The organism is Variovorax sp. J31P179, from assembly GCF_030316985.1.
In the GTDB taxonomy this organism is placed as follows: Bacteria; Pseudomonadota; Gammaproteobacteria; order Burkholderiales; family Burkholderiaceae_C; genus Variovorax; species Variovorax ginsengisoli_B.
The window spans coordinates 210,475-226,809 of record NZ_JASZYL010000010.1; the positions used below are offsets into that span (position 1 = coordinate 210,475).

Here is a 16,335-nt window from a genome sequence, read left to right on the forward strand (position 1 = left end):
TCAATGGGCGGCCACCGCGATGCTCGGCACGCCCTGCTTGCGCCGCCCCAGCTTGCGTTCGCCGACCAGCAGCTGCACCGCCGCGATCGCGACCGACATCAGGATCATCAGCACCGTGCAGTAGGCCAGCGCGATGCCGTAGTCGCCATTGCCGACCCGACCGATGATGTAGGTGGTCGCCAGTTCGTTCTCGGCCGTGACCAGGAAGATCACCGCGCTCACCGTGGTCATCGCCCGCACGAAGCTGTAGACCAGCGCCGCCACGAGGGCCGGCTTCAGCAGCGGCAGCACCACCTTGAACAGCGTCTGCGAGGTCGAGGCCCGCAGCATCAGCGAGGCCTCGTCGAGCGAGCGGTCGAGCTGCTTGAAGGCCGCCGTGCCCGCCCGCACGCCGACCGGCAGGTTCCGGAACATGAAGCACAGCACGATGATCAGGCCGGTTCCGGTGAGCTCCAGCGGCGGCACGTTGAAGGCCAGGATGTAGCTCACGCCGAGCACCGTGCCCGGAATCGCGAAGGCCAGCAGCGCCGCGAATTCGAACGCGCCCTGCCCCTTGAACTCGTTGCGCGCCAGCAGCCAGGCGATCAGCAGGCCGAGCCCCGCGGTGAGCGGCGCCGAGATGCCGGCCAGCTTGACCGTGGTGATCAGCGAGTTCCATGCGGTGCCGGCCCAGACGATGCCGAACTGCCCCCATTCGAGCGCGAACGCGGTCTTGAAATGGTTCAGCGTGAAGGTGTAGTCGCGGCCCCAGGTCTGGACGAAGCCGCCCGCGAAGGCGAACAGGTAGACCACCACCGTGAAGGCGATCCATGGCAGCGCGATGCCGTAGATGGTGCGGCGCACGCCGGCCGGCAGCGCCATCGCGATGCCGGCGTCGCCCTTGCCGCTGACCGTGGTGTAGTTCTGCTTGCCGAGCACGGCGCGCTGGAGCGCGAACACGCCGAGCGCGAAGAGCGTCAGCACCCACGCCAGCGAGGCGGCGCGGCCCTGGTCGTACTGGGCACCGACGATGGCAAAGAAGATGTCGGTCGACAGCACCGAGAACTGGCCGCCCACCACCACCGGATTGCCGAAGTCCGCGATGCTCTCGATGAAGCCGACCAGGAAGGCGTTCGCGAGCCCGGGCTTGAGCAGCGGCAAGGTGACGGTGAAGAAGGTGCGGCGGCGGTCGGCGCGCAGCATCTGCGCCGCCTCCTCGAGGCTGGGCGAGACACCCTGCACCACGCCGCGCATGATCATGAAGGCGATCGGCGTGAAGGCGAAGAGCTGTGCCACCAGCACGCCCGGCATGCCGTAGAACCAGCGCGTGGGCTCGATGCCGAAGGCGCTCTCGAGCAGCTGGTTGACGACCCCGGCGCGTCCGAACAGCAGGATCAGGCCGAGCCCGACCACGAACGGCGGCGTGATGATCGGCAGCAGCGCCAGCACCCGCAGCGGCGCCTGCCAGCGCCGGCTGCCGCGCTCGGCCATCAGCGCCATCAGCGTGCCGAGGAAGGTGGTGCCGGCGGCCGTCAGCAAGGCCAGCACCAGCGTGTTCCAGGCCACGCCGCAGCGCACGCCGCCGGCCAGGCAGCCCAGGCCCCAGACCCGCTCGGTGCCGATGCGCGCCACGAAGGCCGCGAAGGACGCGCGGCCGTCCTCGTCCAGGAAGGCACCGGCCAGCGCCTTGCTGACCGGGTAGGCGATGAACAGCGCCATCAGCACGCCGCAGCCGACCACCGCGCCGGCGACGAACAGGTCGCCCTTGAAGAAGCCGAGCCGCGCCAGCCCGAAAGCGGCGAGCAGGATCAGCGCCGAGAGCGCGATGAAGCCGCCGGCGCCGATGCCGAACTGATTGACCGGCAGCTCGCCGAGCCGGGCGTTGAGAACGGGCAGGGTCCAGCCGCGAGCGCCGATCAGGAAGGCGCTGAGCGCCAGGCCGATCGCCCCGACCGCGCCGCCCACCAGCAGCAACCGGCCCTGGGTGCGCCCCGCGGGCAACAGGGCGCCGAGCGCGCAGATCGCCAGCCCGATCAACCCGATCCAGAGCCAGCTGCGGGCTTGCAGCAGCGCCTGCATGACGCCGCTGGCGCCTTCGGCGGAACCGAAGACCTGCGGCAGCGCCTCCCACCAGCTGGTGTCCTGGATCGCATACCAGGGCAGCACGAAGTAGGCCAGCAGCCCCGCCGCGACGCAGGTCCAGACCGGGGCATTGGGGCGCCGAGAAGACATGCTCTCAGCGCGGCAGCGAATTGACGTCCTTCTCCCAGCGCGCGATCAGGCGTTTGCGTTCGGCGCTGGCGCCGTACTTGGCGTAGTCGTAGTCGATCATCTTGATCTTCTTGAAGTCCGGCACGTTGGCGTCGACCGGCGTCGCCTTGTTCGACGGCAGCTGGAACTGCTTGGCCGCGGCGCCGAAGGTCTGGGCCTGCGGCGTCAGCGCCCATTCGTAGAACTTCTTGGCCTCGGCCAGGTTGCGCGCACCCTTGACGATGCTCATCGAGCCGATCTCGGCGCCGGTGCCTTCGGACGGCGTCACGGTCTGGACCGGGAAGCCCTGCATCCGCTCCTGCGGCGCATCGTGGACGAAGCTGATCGACACCGCGGTCTCGCCGCGCGCCACCGCCTTGATCGGTCCGGTGCCCGAGCGCGTGTACTGGCCGACGTTCTTGTGCAGGCCCTTGAGGTACTCGAAGGCCTTGTCCTCGCCCATCAGCTGGACCAGGGTCGCGATCATCGTGTAGGCGGTGCCGCTGGAGGCCGGGTTGGCGACCTGGATGTCGCCCTTGTACTCGGGCTTGAGCAGGTCGGCCCAGCTGCGCGGCACGGCCAGCTTCTTCTTCTGCAGCAGTTCGGTGTTGTAGCCGAAGCCCAGCGGCCCCGAGTAGATGCCGACGGTCTTCCAGCCCGACTGCTGGGCCTGCTGCTGCGCCCACGGATAGAGCTGCGGCAGGCTGGGCGACTTGTATTCGAGCGTCAGGCCCGATTCGGCCGCCTGCAGATGCGGGTCGCCGGTGCCGCCAAACCAGACGTCGGTCTTGGGGTTCTCTTTCTCGGCGATCAGCTGCGCCAGCGCCTCGCCCGAGCCCTTGAGCGACATGTTGAGCTTGACGCCGGTGGTGCGTGCGTAGACCGTGGCGATCATGTTGCACCATTCGGCCTGCACCGAGCAGATGACGTTGACGGTCTGGGCCGAAGCGGCGCCCGTGGCGCCCAGCAGCGCAGCCGCCGCGGTCATCGCAATAATTTTCTTCATCAGGACCCTGCTCCAGAGTAATAAGGTCCTCCCTGTTTCGTTTCAGCTTAGCGTGTAGTCATCGTCGCAACGATCGGTACAAGTACCATTCGCTGAAAGTGCATGCTCGGCCCTCAACAACACCACGGATGTATCCATGAGTTTCGACCTCGTCCTCTTTGGCGGCACCGGTGACCTCGCATGGCGCAAGCTGATGCCGGCGCTGTTCCAGGCCTTCCGCCACGGCAGCCTGCCCGAAGGCGGGCGCATCATCGGCGTGGCGCGCGACAACCTCACCGACGACGCCTACCGCGAACTGATCCAGTCGCGCTTCGCGGCGGTCGAGGGCGCCAAGCGGCCCTCGCCCGAGGAGTTCAAGCAGTTCGCCTCGATGCTGTACTTCCAGCGCATGGACCTCTCGAAGCCCGAGGACTACGCCAAGCTCGGCGAACTGCTGAAGCAGCGCAATGCCGACACCGTCGTGATGTACCTTGCGACCGCGCCCGGGCTCTTCACGCAGGCGGTCGAGCAGCTGGCCGTCGCCGGGCTCAACGGCCCGCACGTGCGGCTGGTGCTCGAGAAGCCGCTCGGCCATGACCTGGCATCGAACCGCGAGATCAACAGTGCGGTGCGCAAGGTGCTGACCGAGCAGCAGGTGTTCCGCATCGACCACTACCTGGGCAAGCCCTCGGTGCAGAACCTGTTCGCGATGCGCTTCGGCAACGCGCTGTTCGAGCCGATCTGGCGCCGCGAATACATCGCCAACATCCAGATCACGATCGGCGAAGACCTCGGCGTCGAGAAGCGCGGCGCCTTCTACGACCAGACCGGCGCCCTGCGCGACATGGTGCAGAACCATGCGCTGCAGCTGGTCTGCGCGCTCGGCATGGAGCCGCCGATCAACGCCCACGCCGACGCCATCCGCGACGAGAAGCTCAAGGTGCTGCGGGCGCTCAAGCCCTGGACCGCCGAATCGATCGGGATGCACGCGATCCGCGGCCAGTACACAGCCGGCACCGCCTACGGCGAGCGCGTCCAGGGCTACCGCGACGAGCCCGGCGTCGACCCCGAGAGCCGCACCGAGACCTTCGTCGCGCTGCGCACCGAGATCGCCAACTGGCGCTGGGCCGGCGTGCCGCTCTACATCCGCACCGGCAAGCGGCTGGGCTCGCGCGATGCGCGCATCGAGGTCAGCTTCCGCGAGACCCCGCACGCGATCTATCGGGCGCCCCTCAACGCGGCCAACAAGCTGGTGATCAACCTGCAGCCCAAGGACGGGCTCGAACTGCACCTGCTGGCCCAGGCGCAGGACAAGCGGCAACGCAACGGCGACCGCCATGCCGGCCCGCAGTTGGCGCCGGTGCAGCTCGACCTCGACTTCGACAAGCGCTTCGGCACCGAGCGCGTCGGTGCCTACGAGCGGCTGCTGCTCGACGTCATCGACGGCCGGCTGAACCTGTTCGTGCGCAGCGACGAGCAGGAAGAAGCCTGGCGCTGGGTCGAGCCGCTGATCGACAGCTGGGCCGCCGAAGGCGCGCCGCGCCCGTATGCGGCCGGCACCTGGGGGCCGAGCGCGTCGAGCGCGATGATCGCCAGAGACGGCTACGCCTGGGGCGAAGAGCAGTAGCCCCAGTCCCGCAAGGTCTCAGTCTCGGCCTTCTTCCACCGCGTGGCAGGCGACTTGCACGCCGCGCAGCATCTGCAGCGGCGGCCGCTCGGTCTTGCAGCGCTCGTTGGCCAGCGGGCAGCGCGGATGGAAGGTGCAGCCGCTCGGCGGGTTCAGGGGATTGGGCACTTCGCCCTGCACCGGCGTTCGGCGGCGGCCGGTGTGCTTCATCTGCGGGATCGCATCGAGCAGCATCCGGGTGTAGGGATGCTGCGGCGTCGCGAACAGCTGCGCCTTGTCCGCCACCTCCACCAGCCGACCCAGATACATCACGCCGACCTGGTCGGCCACATGCCGCACCACCGCCAGGTTGTGCGAGATGAAGAGATAGGTCAGGCCCTGCGCGCGCTGCAGGTCCTTCATGATGTTGAGCACCTGCGCCTGCACGCTGACGTCGAGCGCCGAGGTCGGTTCGTCGCAGACCAGGAACTCGGGCTGGGTCGCCAGCGCCCGCGCGATCGAGATCCGCTGCCGCTGGCCACCGGAGAACTGGTGCGGGTACTTCACCATGTCGAGCGGGCTCAGGCCGACCGACTGCAGCAGCTCTCCCACGCGCGCCTTGAGTGCCGGGCCTTCCTTCAGGATACCGTGCTCGCGCAGCGGCTCGCCGACGATGTCCTCGACGATCCAGCGCGGATTGAGGCTCGCGTACGGGTCCTGGAAGATCATCTGCACGCGCCGGCGCAGGATGCGCCCCGCGGGAGTCTTGAAGGCGGCGTGCGCGTCCTGGCCGTCGAACTGCATGCCGCCACGGGTCGGCTCGTAGAGGCCGACCAGCAGGCGCGCCACCGTGCTCTTGCCGCAACCGGACTCGCCCACCAGCGCCAGCGTCTTGCCGCGCTCGATCGAGAAGCTCACGCCGTCGACCGCCTTCAGCTGCACGCGCGGCTTGCGCTCGAGCACCCGGTTGAGCCAGGGCGGCGAGACATCGAAGCTCTTCGCCAGGTCGTGCGCCTGGACCAGCGCCGTCATGCCAAGCCCCCATAGGCCGGCGACGCGGTGTGCACCTCGTGCAGCCAGCAGGCGGCGCGGGTCGCGCCGGCGTTAAACAGGTCCGGGCGCTCGGTCATGCAATGGTCGAACACGCGCGGGCAACGCGGGTTGTAGGCGCAGCCGCGCGGGATCGCGTTGAGGCGCGGCATCGCGCCATCGATCTGGTTCAGGCGTTCGCGGTCCATCGTCATGTCTGGAATGGCGGCCATCAGGCCCGCGGTGTAGGGGTGGGCGGGCTGGTGGATCACCTCGTGCACCGGCCCGATCTCGGCCACCCGGCCCGCATACATCACGGCCACGCGGTCGCAGGTCTCGGCGATCACGCCCATGTCGTGGGTGATCAGCATCACCGCAGCGCCGCGATCCTTGCAGATGCCCTTGAGCAGTTCGATGATCTGCGCCTGGATCGAGACGTCGAGGGCCGTGGTCGGCTCGTCGGCGACGATCAGCTTCGGCTCGGCCGCCAGCGCCAGTGCGATCACCACGCGCTGCCGCATGCCGCCCGAGAACTGGTGCGGAAAGTGGTCGATGCGCTGTTCCGCCGCCGGGATGCCCGTGTCCTGCAGCAGGCCGATGGCGCGCCGCCGCGCCTCGCTCTCGCTCACCGGCAGGTGCGCGCGGATGGTCTCCACCAGCTGCCGGCCCACGGTGTACAGCGGATTCAGCGAGGTCAGCGGATCCTGGAAGATCGCGCCGATCTTGCGCCCGCGGATGTGGCGCATCGCCTCGTGGCCGAGGTTGTCGATGCGCTGCCCTTCAAGAAGGATCTCGCCGCCGGCCACGCGGCCCGGCGGCTCGAGCAGGCCGATGATGGCGGCGCCGGTGAGCGACTTGCCGGCACCGGACTCACCCACCACGCCGAGGATCTCCCCCGGCGCGATCTCGAAGGAAATGTCGTCGAGCGCGCGCAGCGTGCCGCGGCGGTGCGGGAACTCGACGACCAGGTTCCGAACTTGCAGAAGACTCATGTGCGGGGCTCCAGCTTCAGCGCAAGCGCGGGTTCAAGGCATCGCGCAGCCAGTCGCCCAGCAGGTTGACGCTGAGAGAGATCAGCACCAGCATCGCGCCCGGGAACACCGTGATCCACCATTCGCCCGAGAACAGGTAGTCGTTGCCGGTCCGGATCAAGGTGCCCAGCGAGGGCGAGGTCGGCGGCACGCCGACGCCCAGGAACGACAAGGTGGCTTCGGTGATGATCGCGGTCGCGACCTGGATCGTGGCCAGCACCATCACCGGCCCCATGACGTTCGGCAGCACGTGGCGCATCATGATGCGCCAGCGCGAAACGCCGGTCACGCGCGCCGCCTGCACGTACTCCTTGCTGCGCTCGACCAGCGTCGAGCCGCGCACGGTGCGGGCGTACTGCACCCAGCCGGTCAGCGAGATGGCGACGATCAGCACGCCGAAGGCGACCGAGGTCGGCGCGTCGGGAAACAGCGCCCGGCCGACGCCGGCCATCAGCAGCGCGATCAGGATCGGCGGGAACGACAGCATCACGTCGCAGACCCGCATCAGGAAGGCATCGAGCCAGCCGCCCCAGAAGCCGGCGAGCAGGCCGAGCATCACGCCGACCAGGACCGACAGCACCACCGAGACGATGCCGACGACCAGCGAGATGCGGGCGCCGTAGATCACGGCCGAGAGAATGTCCCGGCCCTGGTCGTCGGTGCCAAACAGGTATTTGGTGGAGCCCTCGGCGCTCCAGGCTGGCGGCAGGCGGGCATCGCCGAGTTCGAGCGTGGCCAGGTCGAAGGGATTGTGGGGCGTCACCCAGCCGGCGAAGACGGCGCAGAACAGGCACAGGAACGCGATGACGGCGGCGATCATCGCGACCGGCGAGTTGCGGAAGCTGTGTCCGACATCGCTGTCGAGCCAGCGCGCTAGGGTTTTTTTCATCGGGGAGCGAAAAGATGGCGTCTATGGCCGGAAGCGAGCGGGCCGCCCGAAGGCGGCCCGCCATGGCATTACGGCTTGATGCTCATCCACTTGAAGTACATGAAGTTGTCGGCCAGCTGCGTCAGCTCGACCTTCTTGCTCACGCCCCAGGCCAGCGACTGCTGGTGCAGCGGCAGGTGGCCGACGTCGTCCATGTGGATCGTGAAGGCTTCCTTGATCATCGCGTCGCGCTTGCCCTTGTCGCTTTCCGACTGGATCTTCTTGGTCAGCTCGTCGAGCTTGGGATTGCAGTAGGCGCCCAGGTTGAACTGGCCCGTGCCCTTGTCGTCCGGGCAGGCGGTGAGCGACGACAGCGCGTTGTGCGCGTCATAGGTGGTCGGGGTCCAGCCCAGCAGGTAGAAGCTGGTGTCGCGGCGCAGGATCTTCGGGAAGTACGTGCCCTTGGTCTCGGTCGCGAGGTTGATCTTGACGCCGATCTTCGCGAGGTTGGAGGCCACGCTCTGGCAGATCTGGCCGTCGTTCACGTAGCGGTCGTTCGGGCAGTTCAGCGTGACTTCGAAGCCGTTCGGGTAGCCCGCATCGGTGAGCAGCTTCTTGGCGGCGTCGACGTCGAAGGGCAGGCGCTTGTCCTGCTGCTCGCTCCAGCCGTTGACACCCGGGCCGACCAGCAAGGCGGTCGGGCGCGAGGCGCCGCGCATCACGGTCTTCTGGATGCCGACGATGTCGATGGCCTGGAAGAAGGCCTGGCGCACGCGCTTGTCCTTGAACGGGTTCTTGCCCTTGACGCTCGAATAGAGCAGCTCGTCGCGCTTCTGGTCCATGCCCATGAAGATGGTGCGCAGCTCGGGGCCGGTGATCACGCGGGCATTGGGGCTGGCCGTGATGCGTGCGATGTCCTGCACCGGCACGGGCTCCATCACGTCGACCTGGCCCGACACCAGCGCGGCGACGCGGGTCGCCGGATTGGCGATCGGCGTGAAGATGATCTCCTGCGCGTTGCCTTCGATCTTGCCCCAGTAGTTGGCGTTGCGCGTGAACACGGTGCGGACATCGGGCTGGCGCTCGCGGACGCGGAACGGACCGGTGCCGTTGGCCTTGAACGACGCGGTGTTCTCGATGCCCTTGCGCTTGTCGACCGGCTTGGCGGCGCCGTTCTCCTCACACCACTTCTTGCTCATGATCATGGTCAGCGAGATCACGTCGGGCAGGATCGGGAAGGCGCCATTGGTCTCGATCTCGACCGCCAGGTCGCCCACCTTGCGCACTTCCTTGATGTCGCTCAGCGTGGCCTTCATGTCGGAGCCGTCGCCCTTGGCGCGGGCGAAGCTGAAGACCACGTCGTCGGCGGTGAACGGCGTGCCGTCGTGGAACTGCACGCCCTTGCGCAATTCGAAGCGCCAGACGTTGGGCGAGGTCTGCTTCCAGCTGGTGGCCAGGAGCGGCGCCAGGCTCAGGTCCTTGTTGCGGCCGGTCAGGGTCTCGTAGACATTGGCCGCGACGCTGAGCTGCAGCGATTCGTTGAGCGAATGCGGATCGAGCGACAACGCGTCGCCCTGGTTGGCGATGCGGATCGTCTGGGCACCGGCCATCAGGCTCGCGGTCGCCAGCACGGACAGGATCGCGGCCGCGACCACGCTTTTCTTCAGACTCATGGGAAGCACTCCTCGGGTTGGAAAGATTCAGGCGGCCGTCGAGACGGTCCTGTTTTTTGTGGTGCCGGCCTTGGCGGCCAGCGGCATGCCCTGCTCGACCAGGCCCGCGTGCAAGGCGGCGCCCAACGGCAGAATCTCGTCGTTGAAGTCGTACTGGCTGTTGTGCAGAAAAGCGCCGCCGCGGGCGTCCTGACCGATGCGCAGGTAGGCGCCGGCTTTCTTCTGCAGCATGAAGGAGAAATCTTCGGCGCCCATGCTGGGCTCCATGTTGCGCTCGACGTTGTGCGCGCCCACCAGGGCCTGCGCGACGTCGCCAGCGAACTGGGCCTCGGGGGCCGTGTTGATGGTGGCCGGATAGATGCGCTCGAACTTCACCTGGGCGGTGGCGCCGAAGCCCGCGGCCACCGCGCTGCTGAGTTCGACCAGGCGCCGCTCGACCTGCTCCTGCACGCGCGAACTGAAGGTGCGCACGGTGCCGACCAGCGTCGCCTTGCCCGGCACCACGCTCATCGCGCCCAGGTCGCCGGCGTGCACGGCGCAGATGCTGACCACCGCGGCATCGATCGGCCGCACATTGCGCGACACGATGCTCTGCACCGCCGTGATGATGTGGGCCGACACCACCACCGGGTCGACCGTCAGATAGGCATGAGCCCCGTGGCCGCCCTTGCCCGTGACTTCGATGGTGATGCGATCGGCCGCCGCCATCATCGCGCCGCGATTGATGCCGACCGTGCCGGCCGGCATGCCGGGCCAGTTGTGCATGGCATAGACCGAGTCGACCGGAAAGCGGTCGAACAGTCCGTCCTCGATCATCACCCGGGCGCCCGCGAAACCTTCCTCGCCGGGCTGGAAGATGAGCACCGCGGTGCCGTCGAAGTTGCGCGTCTCGGCCAGGTAGCGCGCGGCGCCAACCAGCATCGCGGTATGGCCGTCGTGGCCGCAGCCATGCATCAGGCCCTGCTTGCCCGAGCGCCACTCGAAGTCGTTGTCCTCGGCCATCGGCAGCGCATCCATGTCGGCGCGCAAGCCCAGCATGCGGCCGCTGGCCGTGCTGCGGCCACGGATCACGCCCACCACGCCGGTCTTGCCGATGCCGGTGTGGATCTCGTCCACGCCGCAGGCCTTCAGCGCCTCGTGGACGCGGCCCGAGGTGTAGACCTCTTCGAAGCCGAGTTCGGGATGCGCGTGCAGGTCGCGCCGGAACGCGGTCAGTTCGGGATGGAGGCGCGCGATGTGCGCAAAGGGCCTGCCGGCCGCCTGCAGTCGGGGTTCAGTCATTCAGTGGCCTCCGGCGTTGCTGATCCTCAACCTCGGATCGACCACGAAATAGAGCAGATCGACCACGAGATTGATGACGACGAAGATGAGGGCGATCAGGCAGAGGTACGCGGCCATCACGGGGATGTCGGCGAAGGTCACTGCCTGGATGAACAGCAGCCCCATGCCGGGCCACTGGAATACCGACTCGGTGATGATCGAGAACGCGATCAGGCCGCCGAGCTGCAGCCCGGTGATGGTCATCACCGGCACCAGCGTGTTCTTGAGCGCATGACCGAAATGGATCGCGCGGTCGGACAGGCCCCGTGCCCGCGCGAACTTGATGTAGTCGGCGCGCAGCACTTCGAGCATCTCGGCGCGCACCAGCCGCATGATGAGCGTCAGCTGGAAGATCGCCAGCGTGATCGCGGGCAGCACGATGTGCATCCAGCCATCGGACTTCAGCAGGCCGGTGCTCCACCAGCCCATCTGCACCGTCTCGCCGCGGCCGAAGCTCGGGAACCAGCCCAGGTGCACCGCGAACACCAGGATCAGCAGGATGCCGATCAGGAAGGTCGGCAGCGAGACGCCGAGCAGCGACAGCGTCATGAAGACCTGGCTGGTGACGCTGCCGCGCCGCAGCGCCGTGTAGACGCCCATCGGGATGCCGATGACCAACGCCAGCACCGCAGCCACCAGCGACAGTTCGAGCGTCGCGGGGAAGCGCTCGCCGATCAGCCGCGAGACCTTGGCGCCCTGCCGCAGGCTGAGGCCGAACTCGCCTTGCGCCGCATTGACCAGGAAGTGCCAGAACTGCACGAAGAAGGGCTTGTCGAGCCCCAAGGCGGCGCGCAGTTCGCGGATCTGCTCGGGCTTGGCGTCCTGGCCGAGCAGGAAGACGACCGGATCGCCCACGTACTGGAACAGGAGGAAGGCGAAGAAGGCAACCGCGACCATGACGATCACGGCCTGGATCAGGCGGCGCAGTACGAAAGCAATCATTCAGAAACAAGAGTGACCAATGATGCTAGCAGAGCAAGCTGCGTGCCCAAGGGGGAGTTCCCCGGGGGTGCGCCGCCGGTTCGGCCATGAAAAAAGCCACTCGACTTTCGTCGAGTGGCTTTCAAGACTTCCCATTGATGCTGGCTTGCGCCAGCGTCAGATCAGAAAGCGTGACGGATACCGAAGTCGTAGCCGGTCGAGCTCTTCGGCACGCCGGTAACAACGGTGGCGCTCGACGAGAAGAAAGCCGGGCCGCCCAGCACCAGGTCAGCACCGTCCTTGTTGTTGATGTACGCCACCGTTGCGTACAGGGCCGTACGCTTCGACAGGTTGTGCACATAGCCCAGGGCAAACTTGTCAGCCTTGGCGTCGTCATTGAAACCGAGGAACGGATTGGCCGGGTTGATCAGCGAACCGGTGTTCTTGTAGTTGACTGCCGAGTACGACAGGCGAATCAGGCCAGGACCGACAGGAACGGTCGCACCGATCAGCCAGCCGTCAGCGCCGGGGTTACGCCAGCCGAACGGGTTGGTCACACCAGCGATGAAGCCCGTCGAGCTCTCTTGCTTGAGTTCAGCATTCGAGTATTCACCGAACAGCTTAACCACGCCGAAGTCGTACGAAGCACCGAGGTTCCAGGTGTTCAGGTTGTTCGTCGTACCTGCGTAGAAGTTCGAGGCGATGGTGCTTTGGCCGTAGGCCAGTGCGACGTCCAGGGGACCGTTGGCGTAGCCGATGCGACCACCACCGTAGCGGCCAGCACGCTCATTGCCAGGAACGAGCAGCAGCGCGGGGTTGTTCACGATGGCCAGCGAGCCGGGAGGGGTCAGGCCGCCCGGATCGTAGCTGGTCTTCTCGTTGAACGAGTACATCACCTGGCCATAGAAACCACCCAGGTTCGGCGGCAGGAAGTAGCCGACCGAGTTGCTGGCGCGAACGTAGTTCTGGTTCGCGGTGAAGCCACCCGTACGGGCGCCGTTGCTGCTGAAACCGTTGGCGGTGGAGATCAGGTTGGTACCGACGCCGTTGGTGCCGAACGGATCGAACACGGTGTCGTTCCAGAACGTCGGGGTGTAGTCGCGACCGAGGCGCACTTCACCGAAGTTGCCCGACAGGCTGACCGTCGAACGACGGTTGAAGTTCAGGCCACCACCGGTAGCAGCACCGGTGCCGTCATCGTTGTTCATGCCGGCTTCGAGCCAGAAGCTGGCAGCCAGGCCACCACCGAGGTCTTCCGTACCACGGAAGCCCAGACGGCTGGAGTTGTAGCCCGAATTGGTCAGCCGCGTCTGGCTGGTCGTGACGCTCTGGACGCCGAAGACCGGCAGGCCATTGACGTTGCCCAGGAACACCGGCTGGTCGGTCTTGTTCGAAATGCCGTTGATCGTGGCGTCAACCACACCGAACAGGGTGACCGACGACTGAGCCGAGGCAATACCGGCAACAGCCAGAGCAGCCAGGGCAACTAGAGATTTTTTCATTGCAAGTTTCTCCAAGGTTAAACATAGGGCTCCGGTGCGAAGGGCTCACCGTGACTGGCACTTTGTGCTCCCACCGGACCCCGGGCCAACCTCCTTTTGGGAAGTTGTCGCTATTGCACCAGAGCCGCTTCGGGAGGGCAAAGCAATTCGCCCGAAAAGGCGGCCGGGCGAGGCGTTTCGTTGCAGCGGTGCAACAAAGCTTTGGCCCACTTGTCCGCTTCATGATGTGGAACGTTTGCGCTCCATGCACGTGACATTTTGTACATCGGTTCCAATCGCTTCATGTACCGAACGCTCGACTCCGTCCTGGGCGCGGCCGACGCGGCGCTGCGCACTCTTTTTGCCAAGCCGCACGCGACGCGGGCGCTGCCCGCGCCCGCGGTGGCTGGCGGCAGCCTGAGCGAGGCCGAGCGGCGCGAGGCCGGCGCCCTGATGCGGGTCAACCATGTCGGGGAGGTGTGCGCACAGGCACTCTATACGGCACAGGCGGCGGTCACGCGGGACCCTGCCCTGCGGCGGCACTTCGAAGAGGCGGCGCGCGAGGAAACCGACCACCTGGCCTGGACCCAGCAGCGGATCGACGACCTGGGGAGCCACGCGTCAGTCCTGAACCCGCTCTGGTACCTGGGCGCATTCGGGCTCGGACTGGTGGCGGGCCGCTTCGGGGATGCGACCAGCCTGGGCTTCGTGGCCGAGACCGAGCGCCAGGTCGAAGCGCACCTCGATGGCCATCTCGACCGCCTGCCGGCGGCCGACACCGCCTCGCGCGCCGTGGTCGAGCAGATGAAAGTGGACGAGGCCCGTCACGCGGCCCAGGCCTGGAACGCCGGGGCCAAGGAACTGCCGGCGCCGGCGAAGGCCTTGATGCGGATAGCGTCCCGTGTGATGACCACGGTCGCGCACAGGATCTGAATCAGGCCTCCACCAGGTCGAAACTCGTCGTGATCTCGGCCGTCTTGCCGAGCATGATGGTGGCCGAGCAGTAGGTGTCGTGGCTGAGGGCGATCGCGCGTTCGACCGCCGCCGCCGGAATGCCCTTGCCCGCCACCGTGAAGTGCATGTGGATCTTGGTGAAGACCTTGGGATCTTTTTCGGCCCGCTCGCTGGTCAGTTTGACACTGCAGCGCTCGACCTGGTGCCGGCCGCGCTTGAGGATGTGCACGACGTCGTAGGCGGTGCAGCCGCCGGTCCCGGCCAGCACCGTCTCCATCGGCCGGGCAGCCAGGTTCTGGCCGCCGTTCTCGGGCTTGGCGGCATCCGGCGCGCCATCCATCATGAGGACATGGCCGCTGCCGGTCTCGGCGACGAAGCCCATCGCCGATCGCGTGCCGGCGTTGCCGGTCCAACTTACTGTGCATTCCATCTTCAGCTCCGAAAAGTCGTCGCGCGAGCGGGGAAATCACCGCACGACGTGATTGAGTGTTCAAAAAAAGCAACGGGCGTGTTGCATTGCAGCAATCAACCGATATACTTTATTTCATCGCACATCCACAGATGTGCACCGGTTGTCTCCTCCACCCTCCCAATTGGTGGATTTAGCCCCGAGCCGCAAGGCCCGGGGCTTTTTTCTTGGGGTCAGGCCGACGCGTCGACGAGGCCTATGATCGCGGCCCTATGTCCTCCCCGACCCCGCCCCTTACCCCTGCCGACTACCTCAAGAAGATCCTGACTGCGCGCGTCTACGACGTGGCGGTCGAATCGGCGCTCGAACCGGCGCGCGCCCTGAGCGCCAGGCTCGGCAACACCGTGCTGCTCAAGCGCGAGGACCAGCAGCCCGTCTTCAGCTTCAAGCTGCGCGGCGCCTACAACAAGATGGCGCAGCTGAGCGCCGAGCAACTCGCCGCCGGCGTGATCTGCGCTTCGGCCGGCAACCATGCGCAAGGCGTGGCCCTGGGCGCGCGCAAGCTCGGGGCGCGGGCCGTGGTGGTGATGCCGGTGACCACCCCGCAACTGAAGATCGACGCGGTGCGCGCGCTCGGCGGCGAGGTGCACCTGCACGGCGACAGCTATTCGGACGCCTATGGCTATGCGCTCGAGCAGCAGAAGCTGCACGGGCTCACCTTCGTGCACCCGTTCGACGACCCGGACGTGATCGCCGGCCAGGGCACGATCGCGATGGAAATGCTGCGCCAGCACCAGGGGCCGCTGCACGCGGTGTTCGTCGCCATCGGCGGCGGCGGCCTGATCTCGGGGGTGGCCAACTACATCAAGGCGCTGCGGCCCGAGATTCGCGTGATCGGCGTGCAGATGAACGACTCGGACGCGATGATGCAATCGGTCGCCGCCCACCAGCGCGTGACGCTGCCGGACGTCGGGCTGTTTTCCGACGGCACGGCGGTCAAGCTGGTCGGCGAGGAGACCTTCCGCATCTCGAGCGAACTGGTGGACGAATTCATCACGGTCGACACCGATGCGGTCTGCGCCGGCATCAAGGACGTCTTCATCGACACCCGCAGCATCGTCGAGCCGGCCGGTGCGCTCGCGGTGGCGGCGATCAAGCAGTACGTCGAGGCCCGCGGCACGCGCGGCGAAACCTATGCCGCGATCCTCTGCGGCGCCAACATGAACTTCGACCGCCTGCGCTTCGTGGCCGAACGCGCGGAGGTCGGCGAGGAGCGCGAGGCGCTGTTCGCGGTGACGATCCCCGAGGAGCGCGGCAGCTTCCGCCGCTTCTGCGAACTGGTCGGCCAGCTGCCCGGCGCCTCGCGCAACGTGACCGAATTCAACTACCGCATCAGCGACTCGAAGGAAGCCCATGTGTTCGTCGGCCTGACGACCTCGGCGCGCGGCGAATCGACCACCATCGCCGACACCTTCGTGGCGAATGGCTTCGGTGCCATCGATCTCACGCACGACGAGCTCGCCAAGGAACACATCCGCCACATGGTGGGCGGCCGCACCAGCCTCGCGCAAGAAGAGCGGCTGCTGCGCTTCGTCTTCCCCGAGCGGCCGGGGGCGCTGCTGAAGTTCCTGAGCCTGCTGGGGCCGAACTGGAACATCAGCCTGTTCCACTACCGCAACCAGGGGGCCGACTACGGACGCATCCTGGTCGGGCTGCAGGTGCCCGCGGCCGAACACGAGGCCTTCGATGCCTTCCTCCAGACGCTGGGCTACCCGTTCGTGGAGGAAACCGACAACCCGGTGTACCGGCTCTTTCTGATCTAGTTGTCT

Annotated in this window: 13 protein-coding genes; 3 read left to right on the forward strand and 10 right to left on the reverse strand. The window is 66.9% G+C overall.

The features are described 5' to 3' along the window. Both QTI17_RS24960 and QTI17_RS24965 read right to left on the reverse strand, forming a co-directional pair. Complete coding sequence (locus tag QTI17_RS24960; RefSeq protein ID WP_286536355.1) at positions 1-2,211, reverse strand: ABC transporter permease; 2,211 nt, start codon at positions 2,209-2,211, stop codon at positions 1-3. 4 nt (positions 2,212-2,215) lie between these two features. Further along, positions 2,216-3,217: an ABC transporter substrate-binding protein gene (locus tag QTI17_RS24965; RefSeq protein ID WP_503011103.1), complete on the reverse strand. Its 1,002-nt coding sequence runs from the start codon at positions 3,215-3,217 to the stop codon at positions 2,216-2,218. Between the two features lie 154 nt (positions 3,218-3,371). Between QTI17_RS24965 and zwf the strand changes: the two genes are divergently transcribed. Next, positions 3,372-4,841, forward strand: coding sequence for a glucose-6-phosphate dehydrogenase (gene zwf, locus QTI17_RS24970; RefSeq protein WP_286536357.1), 1,470 nt, complete (start codon positions 3,372-3,374; stop codon positions 4,839-4,841). 18 nt (positions 4,842-4,859) lie between these two features. Here the strand turns inward: zwf and QTI17_RS24975 are convergent, their stop codons facing one another. The 7 genes from QTI17_RS24975 to QTI17_RS25005 form a co-directional block, all read right to left on the reverse strand. Further along, positions 4,860-5,852: an ABC transporter ATP-binding protein gene (locus tag QTI17_RS24975; protein ID WP_286536358.1), complete on the reverse strand. Its 993-nt coding sequence runs from the start codon at positions 5,850-5,852 to the stop codon at positions 4,860-4,862. Beyond that, a complete protein-coding gene (locus tag QTI17_RS24980; RefSeq protein ID WP_286523571.1) occupies positions 5,849-6,841 on the reverse strand; it encodes an ABC transporter ATP-binding protein in 993 nt (330 codons plus the stop codon). Before QTI17_RS24980 ends, QTI17_RS24975 begins: the two co-directional genes overlap by 4 nt. Positions 6,842-6,857: 16 nt before the next feature. Continuing rightward, the gene (locus tag QTI17_RS24985; protein ID WP_286536359.1) at positions 6,858-7,769 is read right to left on the reverse strand and encodes an ABC transporter permease; all 912 of its coding nucleotides are present in this window, start codon (positions 7,767-7,769) and stop codon (positions 6,858-6,860) included. A gap of 68 nt (positions 7,770-7,837) precedes the next feature. Next, complete coding sequence (locus QTI17_RS24990) at positions 7,838-9,421, reverse strand: ABC transporter substrate-binding protein (RefSeq protein WP_286536360.1); 1,584 nt, start codon at positions 9,419-9,421, stop codon at positions 7,838-7,840. A 27-nt stretch (positions 9,422-9,448) separates the two neighbouring features. Then, the gene (locus QTI17_RS24995; RefSeq protein WP_286536361.1) at positions 9,449-10,702 is read right to left on the reverse strand and encodes a M20 aminoacylase family protein; all 1,254 of its coding nucleotides are present in this window, start codon (positions 10,700-10,702) and stop codon (positions 9,449-9,451) included. After that, complete coding sequence (locus tag QTI17_RS25000; RefSeq protein WP_286523577.1) at positions 10,703-11,683, reverse strand: ABC transporter permease; 981 nt, start codon at positions 11,681-11,683, stop codon at positions 10,703-10,705. A gap of 161 nt (positions 11,684-11,844) precedes the next feature. Next, positions 11,845-13,164 carry a porin gene (locus QTI17_RS25005; protein WP_286536362.1) on the reverse strand — a complete coding sequence of 440 codons (1,320 nt, stop codon included), beginning with the start codon at positions 13,162-13,164 and terminating at the stop codon, positions 11,845-11,847. Between the two features lie 282 nt (positions 13,165-13,446). On the opposite strand from QTI17_RS25005, the gene coq7 reads away from it, so the two are divergent. Beyond that, a complete protein-coding gene (coq7, locus tag QTI17_RS25010) occupies positions 13,447-14,076 on the forward strand; it encodes a 2-polyprenyl-3-methyl-6-methoxy-1,4-benzoquinone monooxygenase (protein ID WP_286536363.1) in 630 nt (209 codons plus the stop codon). A gap of 1 nt (position 14,077) precedes the next feature. Here coq7 and QTI17_RS25015 read toward each other — a convergent pair whose 3' ends face one another. Beyond that, complete coding sequence (locus QTI17_RS25015) at positions 14,078-14,527, reverse strand: OsmC family protein (RefSeq protein ID WP_286523583.1); 450 nt, start codon at positions 14,525-14,527, stop codon at positions 14,078-14,080. A 251-nt stretch (positions 14,528-14,778) separates the two neighbouring features. On the opposite strand from QTI17_RS25015, the gene ilvA reads away from it, so the two are divergent. Next, positions 14,779-16,329 (forward strand): threonine ammonia-lyase, biosynthetic, encoded by a 1,551-nt coding sequence (gene ilvA / locus QTI17_RS25020; RefSeq protein ID WP_286536364.1) that lies wholly within the window; start codon positions 14,779-14,781, stop codon positions 16,327-16,329. Positions 16,330-16,335: the final 6 nt, after the last annotated feature.

What these genes read in the sequence shown, in the direction of transcription:
- coq7 (WP_286536363.1), top strand. Translation starts at nt 13,447, where the DNA reads ATGTACCGAACGCTCGACTCCGTCCTGGGCGCGGCCGACGCGGCGCTG.
- QTI17_RS24960 (WP_286536355.1), bottom strand. Translation starts at nt 2,211, where the DNA reads ATGTCTTCTCGGCGCCCCAATGCCCCGGTCTGGACCTGCGTCGCGGCG.
- QTI17_RS25000 (WP_286523577.1), bottom strand. Translation starts at nt 11,683, where the DNA reads ATGATTGCTTTCGTACTGCGCCGCCTGATCCAGGCCGTGATCGTCATG.
- QTI17_RS24975 (WP_286536358.1), bottom strand. Translation starts at nt 5,852, where the DNA reads ATGACGGCGCTGGTCCAGGCGCACGACCTGGCGAAGAGCTTCGATGTC.
- QTI17_RS24995 (WP_286536361.1), bottom strand. Translation starts at nt 10,702, where the DNA reads ATGACTGAACCCCGACTGCAGGCGGCCGGCAGGCCCTTTGCGCACATC.
- QTI17_RS24980 (WP_286523571.1), bottom strand. Translation starts at nt 6,841, where the DNA reads ATGAGTCTTCTGCAAGTTCGGAACCTGGTCGTCGAGTTCCCGCACCGC.
- QTI17_RS25005 (WP_286536362.1), bottom strand. Translation starts at nt 13,164, where the DNA reads ATGAAAAAATCTCTAGTTGCCCTGGCTGCTCTGGCTGTTGCCGGTATT.
- QTI17_RS24985 (WP_286536359.1), bottom strand. Translation starts at nt 7,769, where the DNA reads ATGAAAAAAACCCTAGCGCGCTGGCTCGACAGCGATGTCGGACACAGC.
- ilvA (WP_286536364.1), top strand. Translation starts at nt 14,779, where the DNA reads ATGTCCTCCCCGACCCCGCCCCTTACCCCTGCCGACTACCTCAAGAAG.
- QTI17_RS24990 (WP_286536360.1), bottom strand. Translation starts at nt 9,421, where the DNA reads ATGAGTCTGAAGAAAAGCGTGGTCGCGGCCGCGATCCTGTCCGTGCTG.
- QTI17_RS24965 (WP_503011103.1), bottom strand. Translation starts at nt 3,217, where the DNA reads ATGACCGCGGCGGCTGCGCTGCTGGGCGCCACGGGCGCCGCTTCGGCC.
- QTI17_RS25015 (WP_286523583.1), bottom strand. Translation starts at nt 14,527, where the DNA reads ATGGAATGCACAGTAAGTTGGACCGGCAACGCCGGCACGCGATCGGCG.
- zwf (WP_286536357.1), top strand. Translation starts at nt 3,372, where the DNA reads ATGAGTTTCGACCTCGTCCTCTTTGGCGGCACCGGTGACCTCGCATGG.